Here is a 13,702-nt window from a genome sequence, read left to right on the forward strand (position 1 = left end):
GAGGCATCCCGGCGGGCCGGACGCATAGCGTGCGGCGCATGACCGTCATCGTGCGCGATCTGCGCCCCGGGGTGCCGGCGGACGTGGAGGGCTTCGTCCGGGTGCGGCGGGCCGCCCTGCCGTTCATCGTGTCCACCCCGGCTTCCGTGGTCCACGACCTCACCCGCACCCGTCCCGACGCCCGTTTGCGCCTGCTCGTCGCCGAGGCCGACGGCGAGATCGTCGGCACGGCCCAGGCGGGTCTCGCCCACGACAGCCCGGAACCCGGCCAGGGCTTCCTCAACGTGTACGTGCACCCCGCGCACCGGGGCCGCGGGGCGGGGTCGAGGCTGACCCGGGCGGGCGAGGAGCACCTGGCGGCGCACGGGGCGACGCGGTCGTTCGCCTGGGTCCTGGACGAGCCGGACGACCGCGGCTTCGCCGAGCGGCGCGGCTACCGGGCGAGCCGCTCCGCGCACTTCCTCCGCCTGGACCTGGCGAACCGCGCGCTGCCCCCGCTCCAGGCCCCTCCGGCCGGTGTCGAACTGCGCACCGCCGCCGACTTCGCGGACGACCCCCGCCCGTTGTTCGAGCTGGACGCCGAGGTCACCGCGGACGAACCGGGCGACATCGACGCCGGGTTCACCGACTACGAGGCCTGGCTGGAGGAGACCTGGCGGCATCCGCTGCTCGACCTCGACCTGACCGCGGTCGCCGTCGTCGAGGGCCGTCCCGCCGCTTTCACCGCGGCCCGCACGGACGGCACGACCCGCTACTCCACGGGCATGACCGGCACGGCCCGCGCCCACCGCGGCCGGGGCCTGGCCAAGCTCGTCAAGAACGCCTCGCTGCACCGTGCCCGCGCCGCGGGACACCGGGAGGCGTTCACCGGCAACGACACCGGCAACGGCCCGATGCTCGCCGTCAACAAGTGGTTCGGCTACGAGATCTGTGCGACAGAGGTGCGCCATGCCCGTGAACTCGGCTGACCCCGTCCGGCTCGTGGACGTCGTCCTCGTCAAGGGCGGCCGGACGAAGATCCGTTACCCCGCCGAGCTGCTCTCCGACGACGGAACGAGGATCGCCGTCCTGGCCCCCTGGGCGGGCGAGGGCGTACGGGACTTCGGCTTCGTGCGGTTCGAGCCGGGTGACGTCTTCACGGAGTACTACTGGCGGGACCGCTGGTACGCCGTGAAGGAGGTCCGCGGCGCGTCCGGCGCGCTGAAGGGCTGGTACTGCGACGTCACCCGCCCGGCGACCCTCACCGGCACCGAGCTGGCCGTGGAGGATCTCGACCTGGACCTGTGGCGCTCCGCCGGCGGCGACGACGTACGGCGGCTGGACGAGGACGAGTTCGCGCGGAGCGGGCTGGCCGAGCGGGACCCGGAGGCGGCGGCCGCCGCGGTGAGGGCGCTCGACGAGCTGGAGGCGCTGGCCCGCGGTGACCGCTTCGGGGAACTGACCCGTTAGACGGTCGCCACCACCGCGTACCGCTCGTCCCGCACCGCCCTCCCCCACAGCCGCGGGTCGTCCGAGAGCCGCTCCACGCGCGCGTGGCCGGTGAGCGGGGTCAGCAGGGCGGTGAGCCGGGCCGCCGGTATGCCGACGGGGCTGACGGTGCCCCACACGCCCTCGACCAGCACGAGCCGGCCTCCGGGGCGCAGCAGGTCGCACCAGCGCCGCAGGGCGCGGCCTGGGTCGGGCAGGGTCCACAGCACATGCCGTACGAGGACGGTGTCGAAGCGCTCCTCGCCGACCGGGGGCGCCGCCGCGTCACCGACCAGGAACACCGCGTCACGCCCGGCGAGTTTGGCGCGGGCCCGGTCGATCATGGCCGGGGAGAGGTCGACGCCGGTGACGCGGTGTCCGCGCTCGACGGCCAGGAGCGACAGGCTGCCGGTGCCGCAGCCGAGGTCGAGCAGGTCGCCGGGGCGGTCCGGGAGCCAGCCGCGCAGCCGGTCCGCCCACGCGGCACGCACGTCGGGGTCGCGCAGCCCGTGGTCCGGTTCCTCGTCGAAGGCGGCGGCCAGCGCGTCCCAGTCGACACGCGCCGAAGTCGTCCCGTCACTCAGGTTTGCCATGTGCTCAAGAGTGACACCCGCCACTGACATTCGAATCGTGACAGCCACCACTGACAGAACGGCAGCGATGAGGAACTCTCCCGGAACGGGTCTGCCTCCGTGAGAACGCGGAACTCGGTGGCCCCAAAGGAGGCAGCCATGCGCCGTACGACCGTGCAGAAGCCCCTGAAGAAGACGGAATCCCGAAGGATCCGCGAGGAGACCGACGAGCGCCCCGCCGGGCGCCCCGAGGTGCGCAAGGACATCGCGCGCACCTGGTGGCCGGACGGGTGAGGCGCGCCCGCGGTCCGCGTCAGTCCAGTCGCTTGCGGTAGTGGACGCGGTCGTAGGGCCCGTCGACCCGGCGCTCCACGGCCCGGTAGCCGTACCTGGGGTAGATCCGCTGGTTCTCCCACATGAGCGCGTTCGTGAAGAGCCTGACCTCGTGCAGGCCCAGCGCACGCGCGTGTGTGTCGACGAAGTGCAGCAGCCGCCGCCCCACGCCCGTCCCCCGGGCGTCGGGGTGGACGGCGATGCTCTTGAGGAGCAGGTGGCCCGACGGCCCGTCCCCGGACTCCTCGACCACCACCAGGCCGATGACGGGGTCCCCGGTGACGAACACCTTCCCGGCCGCCACGTCCGCCGCGTGGTCCGCCTCCATGGGCTGCGGCACGACGCCGATGCGCTCGATGTAGGGGCGGTACGCGGCATCGGTCACGGTGGTGACGGCCGATACGTCGGCCTGTGTCGCGGGCCGGATCTCGTCGCTGGTCATACCGTGCACGCTACCTACCTGATCCCTGCCTCAGCAGGTCCTTAAGGGGACCCTAAAGATCGCCCACGGGACTCTCCGCCGGGCGTTTTCGGGGTTTCTTGGTTCCGGCACACGTCAGCACCGGTTCCGAGGAGATCCCCCATGCCCGCACGCCGCAAGGCCGCCGCCGTCGCCGCCCTGGGCCTGATCCCGCCGGCCCTGACCGCGCTGCCCGTGCTGGTCGCGAGTCCCGCGGCCGCGCACGGCTCGATGGGCGACCCGGTCAGCCGCGTCGCGCAGTGTTACGCGGAGGGCCCCGAGAGTCCGCGGTCAAACGCCTGCAAGGCGGCGGTCGCGGCGGGCGGGACACAGGCGCTGTACGACTGGAACGGCATCCGCATCGGCGACGCCGCCGGCCGGCACCGGGAGCTGATCCCGGACGGCAGGCTGTGCAGCGCGAACAACGCCGCGTTCAAGGGCCTCGACCTGGCCCGCGCGGACTGGCCGGCGACGAGCGTGCGCGGCGGGGCCTCCACCTTCGCGTACCGGGTGACCGCCCCGCACAAGGGCACCTTCACGGTGTACGTCACCAAGCCGGGTTACGACCCGGCGCAGCCGCTGGCCTGGTCCGACCTGGATCTGGAGCATCCGGTGGCGACGGCCACCGACCCGGTCGCGGCAGGCGGCTTCTACACGTTCTCCGGCACGCTGCCCGAGCGTTCGGGGCGGCATGTGCTGTACGCGGTGTGGCAGCGCTCGGACAGTCCGGAGGCGTTCTACTCCTGCTCGGACGTCGCCTTCGACGGGGCGGAGAGCGGTTCGCAGGACAGTGCGGAGAACGGTTCCGCGAGCGGTTCCACCGGCAGCCCGACCGGCGGCTCCACCCCGGCGCCGGCCGCGTCCGCGCCGTCCGAGGAGCAGATCGAGGAGGGGGCCGACAAGTCGACGGTCGAGCACGGCGGTCACGGCGACGACGACCCCGCCACCACGACGGACCCGACGTCGGCTCCCCCCGCCCCCGAGGCGAACGAGCCGAAGGCGGCCGGGACCGCCGCCGGTCTCGCCGAGACCGGCGGCGACGGCAGCACGCCGTACCTCGCGGTCGGCGGGGCGGCCGTCCTGGCGCTGGGGGCGGGCGTGCTGTTCGCGTCGGTGCGGCGGCGCGCGGTGGGCGGTGGCCGGAGCGGCCGCTGACCCGACGGACTCCGGGGCCTGACCGGCGGCTCAGGCCGGACAGGCCCCGGCGGGACCACCTCCGTCAGCCGAGGACGGACGCGCACGTGGTGGGGGTGGCGTGGGCCGGGTCGAGCGCGTTGGCCACCTCGTGGAAGGCGATCCGGTCGGTCAGTCCGAGCAGCGCGTGCTCGGACACGTCGAGCGGGCAGAGATTCTGGACGAGGACGTTCCTGACGTTCGGCCCGCTCAGGAACTGCGTCCGGTACGGCGTCACCACCTCGTCGTACCGGGTCGCGATGACGGTGTAGCGGACGCCGGGGACGGTGTCGCCGCCCTGGTTCAGCTTCGTCATGAAGTCGGAGCCGACGATCTGCTGGGCGAGGGCCGGGGTGGCGGCGGTGAGGAGGTCCTCGGCGCCGGGGAAGAAGGGCAGCAGGTTGGTCAGCCCGGCGAGGGTGGTGCCGTGGCTGCTGGGGGCGATGCCGACGAGGGCGTTCACCTTGGCGGCTCCGCCGAGGAACTTGAGGTAGTAGCGGGGCATCATGCCGCCCTGCGAGTGGCCGACGAGGTCGGTCTCGGTGGCGCCGGTCACGGCGAGGACCCTGTCGACGTAGGCGGACAGCTGTTCCGCCGACCTGTCGATGGGGCCGAGGCCGTGGAGGAGGGGAACGCCGGGCAACTGGCCGTAGTCGAGGGAGAAGACGCAGTACCCGCGGTGCTTCAGGTAGGGCGCGAGGCCGAGCCAGTTGTCGACGGAGTTGCCGAAGGTGCCGTGGACGAGGACGACGGGGCGGGGGTGGGCGGCGGAGGGCTCGCAGTCGTAGTCGTTCCAGCCTCCCCGGCTCGAGGCGGTGGCTGCGGTGGCGGCGTGGGCGGTGGTCGCGGCCGTGGCGGCGGGGACGGCGGTGGCCGCGATCGCCAGGAGCAGGGCGGCGAGCGGTCTGAGCAGGCGTTTCCAGGGCAGCATCGCGTGATCTCCTCGCGGCTCAAGGAAAGTTCGACGGCCTTACGCCTGGTGATCCGGATCACGAGGATGCTGTTCACCCGTCAAGTTACGGGCGAGTAGGTGAAGTGTGAAGTTACGCGTCGGTAAAACTTCCGGCGGCGCCCGACGGCGGCGGAGGCGCCTGACGGCGGGTCACCAGGTGGGCCTGAGGGGGCCGTGGGGGGCGATGCGCGCCAGACGGTCGCCCAACACGCGCACTTCCCCCTCCCCCAGGACCTCGGCCCAGGTCCGTACGGCGTCGGCGGCGGCCTCCTCCGCGGCGCGGGTGCAGTCCCGGCCCCGTTCGGTGAGGACGACCAGCCGGGCGCGCGCGTCCACGGGATGCGGCCGCCGCTCGGCGTACCCCTTGCGGACCAGCTCGTCGACGAGCTGACTGGCGGCCTGCTTGGTCACCCCGAGGTGCGCGGCCAGTTCGGTGACGGTCGCCCCGTCCGGAGCGAGCCGCGCGAAGGCGAAGCCGTAGGCGGGCCGCCCCTCGAAACCGCGCGCCTCCACACCGTCGTTGATGCGTCGCGTGAGATCGCCGGCCGCGGCGAGCAGGGCGGCGGTCAGGGCGAGGGCTTCGGAGTTCTGCACGTCCGCATTCAAACACCCTTGACGTTTCGGTCAAGCAGCTTGACCATGAAGACAGCCCATTCGGTCAAGCAGCTTGACTACATTCCGAGGAGACACCCATGCCGTTCGTCCGTTCCTCCGACGCCGTGACGCACGAGATCCACGGCGCCCGCTTCGTCTCGTACGCGACTCCCGGCACCGGCAGCAAGGAGCTGGCCGCCTGGCGGGGCGAGATCCCGCCGGGGACGAAGGCTCCCGCGCACACCGTCAGCCGGGAGGAGATCCTCCACATCCTCGTCGGCGAGCTGGCCCTCACGCTCGACGGCCGCACCGAGCGGGTCGGCGCGGGCGACACCGTGATCGTCAACGCCGGGTCGACCCTGAGCGTGGAGAACCCCACCGGTCACACCGCGCTCACCTGGGTCACCACCTCCGTCGGCCTGACGGCGGAACTGGCCGACGGAACCCTGCTCACTCCCCCGTGGGCGAACTGACCCCGGCGGCGAACAGCTCGGAGCGGGCCGGCTCCGTCAGGCGGCCCACCCCGTGCGGCCCACCCCGTTGCGGCCCGCGTCATGACGGGCGGCCCTTCCGTACGGGGACCCGTCGTACCCGCTGTGGCCGGTGCGCGTGTGCCCGGTGTTGAGCGGTCCTCGAAAACACGTCTCCGAACGCTTCCCCCGCTCCCCCGCCCTCACGGTGGACCACGCCTCGAACACAGGTATGACGTCCGTTCGGCTCCCTCCCGCCTGCGCCCCTCCCCTGGAAGCCGGACTGTGGGGACATGTCACAGGTCCCCGGCGCACCGCCTCCCGACCGTCCCTTCCTCGCCGAGGTGAAGGACGCGGTCACCCCGCGCGCCACCCTGCTGGTCATCGGCGTACTCGCCCTGCACCTGCTCTTCATCGCCTCCTACGTGGGCGCACTGCACGACCCGCGCCCCAGGGACGTGCCCTTCGGGGTCGTCGCGCCCCAGGCCGTGGCCGAGCGGACGGTGACCCGGCTGGCGGGGCTCCCGGGCGGGCCGCTGGACCCGCGAGCGGTGGCCGACCGGGCGACGGCCAGGAAGCAGGTCCTGGACCGGACGATCGACGGCGCGCTGATCGTCGGCCCGGCCGGCACCACCGACACCCTCCTGGTCGCCACCGGAGGCGGCCGGGTGCTGGCCACCACCCTGGAGACGCTCACCGTCCGGGTGGAGAAGTCCGAGGGCCGCACGGTACGGACCGTCGACGTGGCCCCGGCCGACACGAGCGACGCCAACGGACTGTCGTCCTTCTACGTGACCGTGGGCTGGTGCGTGGGCGGCTACCTCTGCGCGTCGATCATGACGATCAGTGCGGGTGCCGCCCGTTCCACACCGCGACGGGCGACGATCCGGCTCGCCGCCATGGTTCTCGTCGCGCTCCTCGGCGGACTCGGCGGCGCCCTGATCGCCGGGCCGGTCCTCGGCGCGCTGCCCGGCGGCTTCCCGGCCCTCTGGGGGCTCGGCACCCTGATCGTCTTCGCGGTCGGCGCGGCCACCCTCGCCTGCCAGGCCGTCCTCGGGCTCGCCGGTATCGGCCTGGCCATCCTGATCGTGGTGATCCTGGGCAACCCGAGCGCGGGCGGCGCCCTCCCGCCTCCGCTGCTGCCGCCCTTCTGGAAGGCGATCGGCCCGGCCCTGCCGCCGGGCGCGGGCACCTGGGCCGCGCGGTCGATCGCGTACTTCGAGGGCAACGCCATGACGTCCGCCCTGCTGGTCCTGTCGGCGTGGGCGGTCGCCGGAACCGCGATCACCCTGCTGGCGGCGGCCCTGCGCACCCGGCGCGCCCGCCTCTGAGGCGCCGGTACGACGCGGAAGTCCCGCCCCTGCTCGTCGCGCGGGGCGCCTCCCGGCCGAGGGCCGGGTGGGGGGCCGGGTGGCCGCCGCGAAGCCGCCCACCCGCTCGGACCGGCCCCGGGAGGCCGAGTCCGGGAGGCCGAGTCCGGGAGGCCGAGTCCGGGAGGCCGAGTCCGGACGCGGAGACCGAAGCGTCAGCCGATCCGGGCGCCCGTCGCCGACAGCGCCTCCGTGACCGGCTGGAAGAACGTCTCCCCGCCCGAGGTGCAGTCGCCGCTGCCGCCGGAGGTGAGGCCGATCGCGCTGGTGCCCGAGAAGAGGGAGCCGCCGCTGTCGCCCGGCTCGGCGCAGACGTCGGTCTGGACCAGGCCGTCGACGATGTCCCCGTTGCCGTAGTTCACGGTGGCGTCCAGGCCGGTGACCGTGCCGTCGTGCACCTGGGTCGTCGAGCCGCTGCGGGTGACCTTCATGCCGACGGTGGCCTCGGCGGCGCCGGTGATCGCCTGGGCCGAGCCGTTGTAGAGGTTCACCTCGCTCGGGTGGTCGGCCTCGGCCGTGTACTTGACCAGGCCGTAGTCGTCGCCGGGGAAGCTGGAGGTCTCGTTGGTGCCGATCTCGGCACCGGAGGAGTCCGACCAGGTCGAGATGGACTCGGTGCAGTGACCGGCGGTCAGGAAGTAGGGCTCGCCGCCCTTGACCACGTTGAAGCCGAGCGAGCAGCGCCCACTGCCTCCGGTGATCGCGTCGCCGCCGGCCACGAAGGGTGTGAACTCACCCTTGGTGCGCCGGAGTTCGGCCTTGCCGCCGAGGCCCTCGACGACCTCGGTGAGCCGGGCCCACTCGGCGGCGGAGACCGTGCGGTCGGCGGTGACGACCACCTTGTTGGTGGTCGGGTCCGCCACCCAGGCGGTGCCCGGGACGGTCGCGTCCGCCTTGAGCGTCGCGCGGGCGCTCGTCAGTTCGGCGAGGGAGTTCCGGACGAGTCTGGCCCTGGCGCCGGCCGCCTCGACAGTCTTCACGGCGGCCTCGTCGAGCACGTTCACCACGAGGTTCCTGCTCCGCGCGTCGTAGTAGAGGCCGGCCGCGTCGGCGCCGAGGTCGGCGCGGAGCGTCGAGCCGAGCTGTCCGGCCGCGAGGGCGGAGAGCAGCCGGGGCTCGGGGGTGCTCCGGGTTTCGCTGGCGTTCGCAGTCTGGAAGGTGACACCCGCGGCGACGAGAGCGGCGATGCCCGCTCCGGCCATGACGGCCCGTCGCCCGGGTATGCGTCGGTGCTTCAACTCGGGTCCTCCGGTGGGGGGGACGGGGCGGACGGCAGTGGGGGCCGCCCGGCCCGGAAGGCTGGGTTGACGGGCGCCCACTCTTCCGAACCGCACAGGGAGCACACAAGGTCGAACCGTGGACGCGCACAGGGTGAACACCGCGCGCCCTTCCCGCCTTCACCACCTGGGGGCCGGACCGGCGGCCGACTCGGGCCGCGGCGAAATCAGTTCGCATTGCACATACCGTCGGTCCCGGTGGACCCGCGCGGACACGCGGGAGCCCTCGCACGCCGACCGCGTGCGAGGGCTCCCCTGTTGTCGGCCGAAGGCCGCGCGTCCGGGCTAGAAGACGCTGACGCCGTACGCGTTCAGCGCCTCCACCACGGGCTGGAAGAACGTCGTGCCGCCGGAGGTGCAGTTGCCGCTGCCACCGGAGGTCAGGCCGTAGGCCACGCCGTTGCTGCCGTAGAGCGAGCCGCCGGAGTCGCCGCCCTCGGCGCAGACGTTGGTCTGGATCATGCCGTAGACGACGTCGCCGCCACCGTAGTTGACGGTCGCGTTGAGCGCGGTGACCCGTCCGCTGTGGGTGCCGGTGGTCGAGCCGTCGCGGTAGACGGTGGTGCCCACGGACGGGGTGCCCGCACTGGTGATGTCCACCCCGCCGGCGGTGCCCGCCTTGGCGACCGAGGTGTTGGTGTACCGGACGATGCCGTAGTCGTTCGTCGGGAAGCTCGAGCCCGCTGTGGTGCCGAGCGTCGTGGTGTGCGACGAGTTGGACCACCACGTGCCGGCGCCGTCGGTGCAGTGACCGGCCGTCAGGAAGTAGTAGTTGCCCGCGCTGTCGCGGACGTTGAAGCCGAGGGAGCAGCGCCAGCTACTCGCATAGATGGCGTCGCCGCCCTGGATGTACTTCTGGAACTTGCCCTCGGTCCGCTTGATCGTCAGGGCGTCGGCGTTGCCGCCCGCCTGCTGCTTGATCTTCGCGATCTCGGCCTGGGACACCGTGCTGTCGACGGTGACGACGAGCCGGTTGGTCTTGCTGTCGACCGCCCAGGCGGTGCCCGGGACGTCGGCCTTGAGCACCGCGCTGCCGGCGCTCTTGAGTTCGGCGGTGCTGAAGGGGGTGCTGTCCGCGGCGTTCGCGTGGGGGATGGCGACGGCGGCGGCGGCCACGAGACCGGTGGTGACGGCGATCAGCCGGGTGCGTCTCGTGATGCCGTTGGTGGGGGTGGTGCGCTTGATCCTCACGTTTCGTTCCCTCCCAGGGGAAATCGGGGGCCCGCGTGGGGTCGGGGCCCGTGAGGCGCAGTCGAGGGCCACCGGGTGTCCGGATTCCGAACAAGCCATGCCCCTGACAAGCGCTGAGGGGGAGTATTCGGCCGAACGGACGGTCGGCGCAAGGGCGCCTTTCGGCCGTCAGCCCTTGAACCACCTGTGCGCGTCGGGCCCCGGCCGCCCGCCCGGAGCCCCTCCCGCCGTCCGGCACGAAGCGCCTCGGTACAGAGCAACTCGGTTCGTACGCAAGGGCGTCGGCGCCTCGGCACCGACGCCGCGGGCCCCGCTCCCGCCCCTTCGGCCACCCGCACCACGGGATGTCCGGAAGCAACCCCTCCGGACTCCCTCCGGCCCTCCCGCGTACGGACCGACCGGCCGGGCCCGCGCCCCGGCTCGTGCCCTGCGCCGGTACGGCACCGGGGCCCCGGGCGAGAGGGCGGCGGGCGGGACGGTCGCCGGCGTCGGCCGCGCCGGAGGGGTCGTCGGCGGGCCGATCACCGACGGCACCTGCGCCGGGCGCGGTTCAGCAGTCGCAGCCGCAGCCGTCGCAGCAGCAGCCGTCGCCGCACTTCCCGCAGCAGTCACAGCAGTCGCAGCAGTCCGAGCAGTTGTCGCAGTCGCAGCGCTGGCACAGCCCTTCCTTGGGCTCCCGGGTCCACGGGTCCTCGTACGTGCCGCAGCACATCTGGCACGTGCAGGCGAGGCCCGCCCACACCGCGCACCCGGCGAGCAGTCCGCGCCGGTCCCGGTGCGGCGGCCGCGGGGGCGGCGGACCGCCGGGGCCGGACGGGGCGTAGGGGTTGCCCGGCGGCGGCCCGTACTGCTCCGGCGCGTGCGCGTGTCCGCACGAGGCGGTGCCGAAGGCCCGGTCCACAGAGGTGCGCAGTTCGTGCACGAGCAGCACGTGGGCGAGCCCGGCGTCCGTGAACTCGGCGTCGCGCAGCGCCAGCCGGATCCCGTGCACGGCGTCGTCCGCGAGCCGCCGCGCCTCCGTGAGGGAGGTCCCGGTGGCCGTGAGCGGGTTCCAGGCGCCGGACGCGGCGTCGGTCTCCCGGTCCTCCACGGCGTCCAGCAGGTGCGCGAGCCGGCCGAAGAGACGGCCGGCCTCGGCGAGCGGCTCGGCGTTGCCGGGCCGGCCCGCCAGGACCGCGGTGTGGGCGAAGGCCGCGGCGGTGGCCGTCTCGGTCGGCTCGGTGACGGTCAGCAACGGTGTGCCGGGCCCGGCGAGCGCCTCGATGCCGACCTGCCGGTCCACGGCGTCCACCAGGACGGCCGTGTCGAAGCCGACGGCCGAGCCGCCGCGCGCGCCCGCCCGCCCCCAGCCCGTGGCCACCCGGCGCGCGGCCAGGGCGACCGGGCGGCGCGCCAGCAGCCCGTCCCCGTCGGCGACGTGGTCGCGCACCTTGGCGGCGGCCAGCACCAGCGAGACCGCCGCCGCGAGCCGGGCCCCCTCACCCTGCGCGACGGACGCGGAGCGCATACCGCGCAACGGGCAGGGCCCGGCCGTACGCCGCGCGCCCTCGGTCCGTTCGGCCTGAGCCTCCGTCAGGACGGAGACGAGCAGGCCGTCGTAGTTGGTGACGATCCGCGCGAACTGTCCGTGATCGCGCCGCAGGGCGAGGCAGAGCCCGCACAGATGCGCCATCCACTGGGTCGTGAGCCCCTCACCGAGCCGGTGCCGGCACGGTCTGACGATCCCGAACATGTCGATCCCCCGTGATGTGTGTCGATCCCTGCGACGTCGAGCGGCCATGGAGACCGCCGTCGGCCGCCGCATCGTATCGACCGCTCACCACGCGGGAACGGCGCGCCCGGTTCACCCGTCCGCTCCGTCCCTCACCCGTCCGCCGGGAAGAATCATATTTCACTCACAGTCAGCAGCCGTATGAGTCGCGACCCTTGGGGCACTTGGACTCTCGACGGATCGGCTGTGCACCAGTAGCGTCACAAACCCCCCGCGCGGCGTCTATCCACTTGGCGCGACATCCGCATCATGGACGACCATGGGGAATGCGGAAAGCAAGAATGACCGCTGTGAGAGGAGGCGTCCATGGGATCGGTACGCAAGGCGAGTGCCTGGCTTGGCCTCGTCGACGACAACGATGACGAGCGTTACTACGACGACGACTATTCCGAGGGGACCGACCCCGGAGACGCCTGGGTCACCGACCCGCGGGTGAAGGTCGCCACCGACACGGCCCAGGAGAGGGGCCGCCGGATCGGCACCGTGACCCCGGACAGCTTCCGGGACGCGCGGGCGATCGGCGAGCTGTTCCGCGAGGGTGTCCCGGTCATCATGAACCTCACGGCCATGGAGGCCACCGACGCCAAGCGCGTGGTCGACTTCGCGGCCGGGCTGATCTTCGGGCTGCGCGGTTCGATCGAGCGGGTGTCGACCCGGGTGTTCCTGCTCAGCCCCGCCAACACCGAGATCGTCAACGGTGACCCGGCCGCGCGCCGCGCGGACGGCTTCTTCAACCAGAGCTGAGGCAGGGCCGCTCGCCGGCCCTGCCTCCTTTCGGGGTCAGCGGAAGGCGTCCAGTCCGGTGAGCGCCTTGCCCAGCACGAGCTGGTGCATCTCGACGGTGCCCTCGTAGGTCAGCACCGACTCGAGGTTGGTCGCGTGCCGCATGACGGGGTACTCCAGGGAGATCCCGTTGGCCCCGAGGATCGTCCGCGCCGTACGGCAGATCTCGATCGCCTCCCGCACGTTGTTGAGCTTGCCGAAGCTGACCTGTTCGGGACGCAGACGGCCGGCGTCCATGCGCCGCCCCAGGTGGTGGGCGAGCAGGATTCCCTTGTGCAGTTCGACCGCCATGTCGGCGAGTTTGGCCTGGGTGAGCTGGAACCCGCCGATCGGCCGCCCGAACTGCTCCCGCGACTTCGCGTAGTCGACGGCGGCCTCGAAACAGGCCCGTGCCGCCCCCATGGCGCCCCAGACGATCCCGTACCGGGCGTGGGACAGACAGCTGAGCGGGCCCTTGAGCCCGACGACCTCCGGCAGCACGGCGTCGGCGGGCAGCCGTACGTCGTCCAGCACGAGTTCGCTGGTGACGCTGGCCCGCAGGGACCACTTGTGCTTGATCTCGGGCGCGGAGAACCCGGGGGCGTCGGTGGGCACGACGAAGCCCCGGATGCCGTCCTCGGTCTGCGCCCACACCACGGCGACGCCCGCGACCGACCCGTTGGTGATCCACATCTTGCGCCCGTTCAGGACCCAGTCGGAGCCGTCCTTCTTGGCGTGGGTCCGCATGCCGGCGGGGTCCGAACCGTGGTCGGGCTCGGTCAGCCCGAAGCAGCCGATGACCTCACCGGCGGCCATGCGCGGCAGCCAGGCCCGCTTCTGCTCCTCGCTGCCGAACCGGTGGACGGCGTACATGGCGAGGGAGCCCTGGACGGAGACGAGCGAGCGGATCCCGGAGTCGGCGGCCTCCAGCTCCAGGCAGGCCAGCCCGTACTGCACGTTCGTGGCGCCGGCGCACCCGTAGCCCGTGAGGGACATGCCGAGGGCGCCGATCCCGCCCAGTTCCCTCGCCAGTTCCCGGATCCGGGGGAGTTCGCCCTTCTCGTACCACTCGGCGACGTACGGCAGCACCCGGTCCCCGGCCCAGGAGCGCACGGTGTCCCGTACGGCGAGGTCCTCGTCGTCCAGGAGATCGTCGATCCCGAGGGGGTCGGACGGGTCGAAAGGAGGCGGCACAGACCCCACGGGCCCCGAGGACGACGACATGATTCCCTCCGAAACCTGAAAACTAGCACCGCTAGTCACGCGACTCCCCCGACGTTACGACGCCCTGCGAACCCCGTCCAGCCCCC

Annotated in this window: 15 protein-coding genes; 7 read left to right on the forward strand and 8 right to left on the reverse strand. The window is 72.9% G+C overall.

What is annotated here, in order from left to right:
- Window positions 1-38 precede the first annotated feature (38 nt).
- Both ACH4N1_RS29680 and ACH4N1_RS29685 read left to right on the forward strand, forming a co-directional pair.
- On the forward strand, window positions 39-968 hold the full coding sequence (locus tag ACH4N1_RS29680) for a GNAT family N-acetyltransferase (protein WP_398102046.1): 930 nt from the start codon (window positions 39-41) through the stop codon (window positions 966-968).
- Window positions 949-1,449, forward strand: coding sequence for a DUF402 domain-containing protein (locus tag ACH4N1_RS29685; protein WP_398102049.1), 501 nt, complete (start codon window positions 949-951; stop codon window positions 1,447-1,449). Before ACH4N1_RS29680 ends, ACH4N1_RS29685 begins: the two co-directional genes overlap by 20 nt.
- Here ACH4N1_RS29685 and ACH4N1_RS29690 read toward each other — a convergent pair.
- A complete protein-coding gene (locus ACH4N1_RS29690) occupies window positions 1,446-2,060 on the reverse strand; it encodes a class I SAM-dependent methyltransferase (protein ID WP_398102052.1) in 615 nt (204 codons plus the stop codon). The two genes, ACH4N1_RS29685 and ACH4N1_RS29690, sit on opposite strands and share 4 nt — an antisense overlap.
- 138 nt (window positions 2,061-2,198) lie before the next feature.
- On the opposite strand from ACH4N1_RS29690, the gene ACH4N1_RS29695 reads away from it, so the two are divergent.
- Window positions 2,199-2,333, forward strand: coding sequence for a hypothetical protein (locus tag ACH4N1_RS29695; RefSeq protein ID WP_086772750.1), 135 nt, complete (start codon window positions 2,199-2,201; stop codon window positions 2,331-2,333).
- A gap of 19 nt (window positions 2,334-2,352) precedes the next feature.
- On the opposite strand, the gene ACH4N1_RS29700 is transcribed toward ACH4N1_RS29695, so the two are convergent.
- On the reverse strand, window positions 2,353-2,814 hold the full coding sequence (locus ACH4N1_RS29700) for a GNAT family N-acetyltransferase (protein WP_398102055.1): 462 nt from the start codon (window positions 2,812-2,814) through the stop codon (window positions 2,353-2,355).
- Window positions 2,815-2,955: 141 nt separating this feature from the next.
- On the opposite strand from ACH4N1_RS29700, the gene ACH4N1_RS29705 reads away from it, so the two are divergent.
- Complete coding sequence (locus ACH4N1_RS29705) at window positions 2,956-3,987, forward strand: lytic polysaccharide monooxygenase (protein ID WP_398102058.1); 1,032 nt, start codon at window positions 2,956-2,958, stop codon at window positions 3,985-3,987.
- A gap of 64 nt (window positions 3,988-4,051) precedes the next feature.
- Here ACH4N1_RS29705 and ACH4N1_RS29710 read toward each other — a convergent pair whose 3' ends face one another.
- The gene (locus tag ACH4N1_RS29710) at window positions 4,052-4,936 is read right to left on the reverse strand and encodes an esterase/lipase family protein (protein WP_398102061.1); all 885 of its coding nucleotides are present in this window, start codon (window positions 4,934-4,936) and stop codon (window positions 4,052-4,054) included.
- Window positions 4,937-5,107: 171 nt separating this feature from the next.
- Window positions 5,108-5,551, reverse strand: coding sequence for a MarR family winged helix-turn-helix transcriptional regulator (locus tag ACH4N1_RS29715; protein WP_398102064.1), 444 nt, complete (start codon window positions 5,549-5,551; stop codon window positions 5,108-5,110).
- A 98-nt stretch (window positions 5,552-5,649) separates the two neighbouring features.
- On the opposite strand from ACH4N1_RS29715, the gene ACH4N1_RS29720 reads away from it, so the two are divergent.
- Both ACH4N1_RS29720 and ACH4N1_RS29725 read left to right on the forward strand, forming a co-directional pair.
- Complete coding sequence (locus ACH4N1_RS29720; RefSeq protein WP_398102067.1) at window positions 5,650-6,024, forward strand: cupin domain-containing protein; 375 nt, start codon at window positions 5,650-5,652, stop codon at window positions 6,022-6,024.
- A gap of 290 nt (window positions 6,025-6,314) precedes the next feature.
- Complete coding sequence (locus tag ACH4N1_RS29725) at window positions 6,315-7,352, forward strand: DUF3533 domain-containing protein (RefSeq protein ID WP_398102070.1); 1,038 nt, start codon at window positions 6,315-6,317, stop codon at window positions 7,350-7,352.
- Window positions 7,353-7,546: 194 nt separating this feature from the next.
- Here the strand turns inward: ACH4N1_RS29725 and ACH4N1_RS29730 are convergent, their stop codons facing one another.
- The 3 genes from ACH4N1_RS29730 to ACH4N1_RS29740 form a co-directional block, all read right to left on the reverse strand.
- Window positions 7,547-8,629 carry a S1 family peptidase gene (locus tag ACH4N1_RS29730; RefSeq protein WP_398102073.1) on the reverse strand — a complete coding sequence of 361 codons (1,083 nt, stop codon included), beginning with the start codon at window positions 8,627-8,629 and terminating at the stop codon, window positions 7,547-7,549.
- A 324-nt stretch (window positions 8,630-8,953) separates the two neighbouring features.
- Window positions 8,954-9,859 carry a S1 family peptidase gene (locus ACH4N1_RS29735; RefSeq protein ID WP_398102076.1) on the reverse strand — a complete coding sequence of 302 codons (906 nt, stop codon included), beginning with the start codon at window positions 9,857-9,859 and terminating at the stop codon, window positions 8,954-8,956.
- Window positions 9,860-10,409: 550 nt separating this feature from the next.
- Window positions 10,410-11,591 (reverse strand): DUF5685 family protein, encoded by a 1,182-nt coding sequence (locus ACH4N1_RS29740; protein WP_398102079.1) that lies wholly within the window; start codon window positions 11,589-11,591, stop codon window positions 10,410-10,412.
- Between the two features lie 345 nt (window positions 11,592-11,936).
- Here ACH4N1_RS29740 and ACH4N1_RS29745 point away from each other — a divergent pair, with 345 nt between their 5' ends.
- Window positions 11,937-12,374, forward strand: a complete 438-nt coding sequence (locus ACH4N1_RS29745) for a cell division protein SepF (RefSeq protein WP_398102082.1) — start codon at window positions 11,937-11,939, stop codon at window positions 12,372-12,374.
- Between the two features lie 36 nt (window positions 12,375-12,410).
- On the opposite strand, the gene ACH4N1_RS29750 is transcribed toward ACH4N1_RS29745, so the two are convergent.
- Complete coding sequence (locus tag ACH4N1_RS29750) at window positions 12,411-13,616, reverse strand: acyl-CoA dehydrogenase family protein (protein WP_398102085.1); 1,206 nt, start codon at window positions 13,614-13,616, stop codon at window positions 12,411-12,413.
- Window positions 13,617-13,702 lie beyond the last annotated feature (86 nt).

The organism is Streptomyces sp. NPDC017202, assembly GCF_044331705.1.
GTDB lineage: Bacteria > Actinomycetota > Actinomycetes > Streptomycetales > Streptomycetaceae > Streptomyces.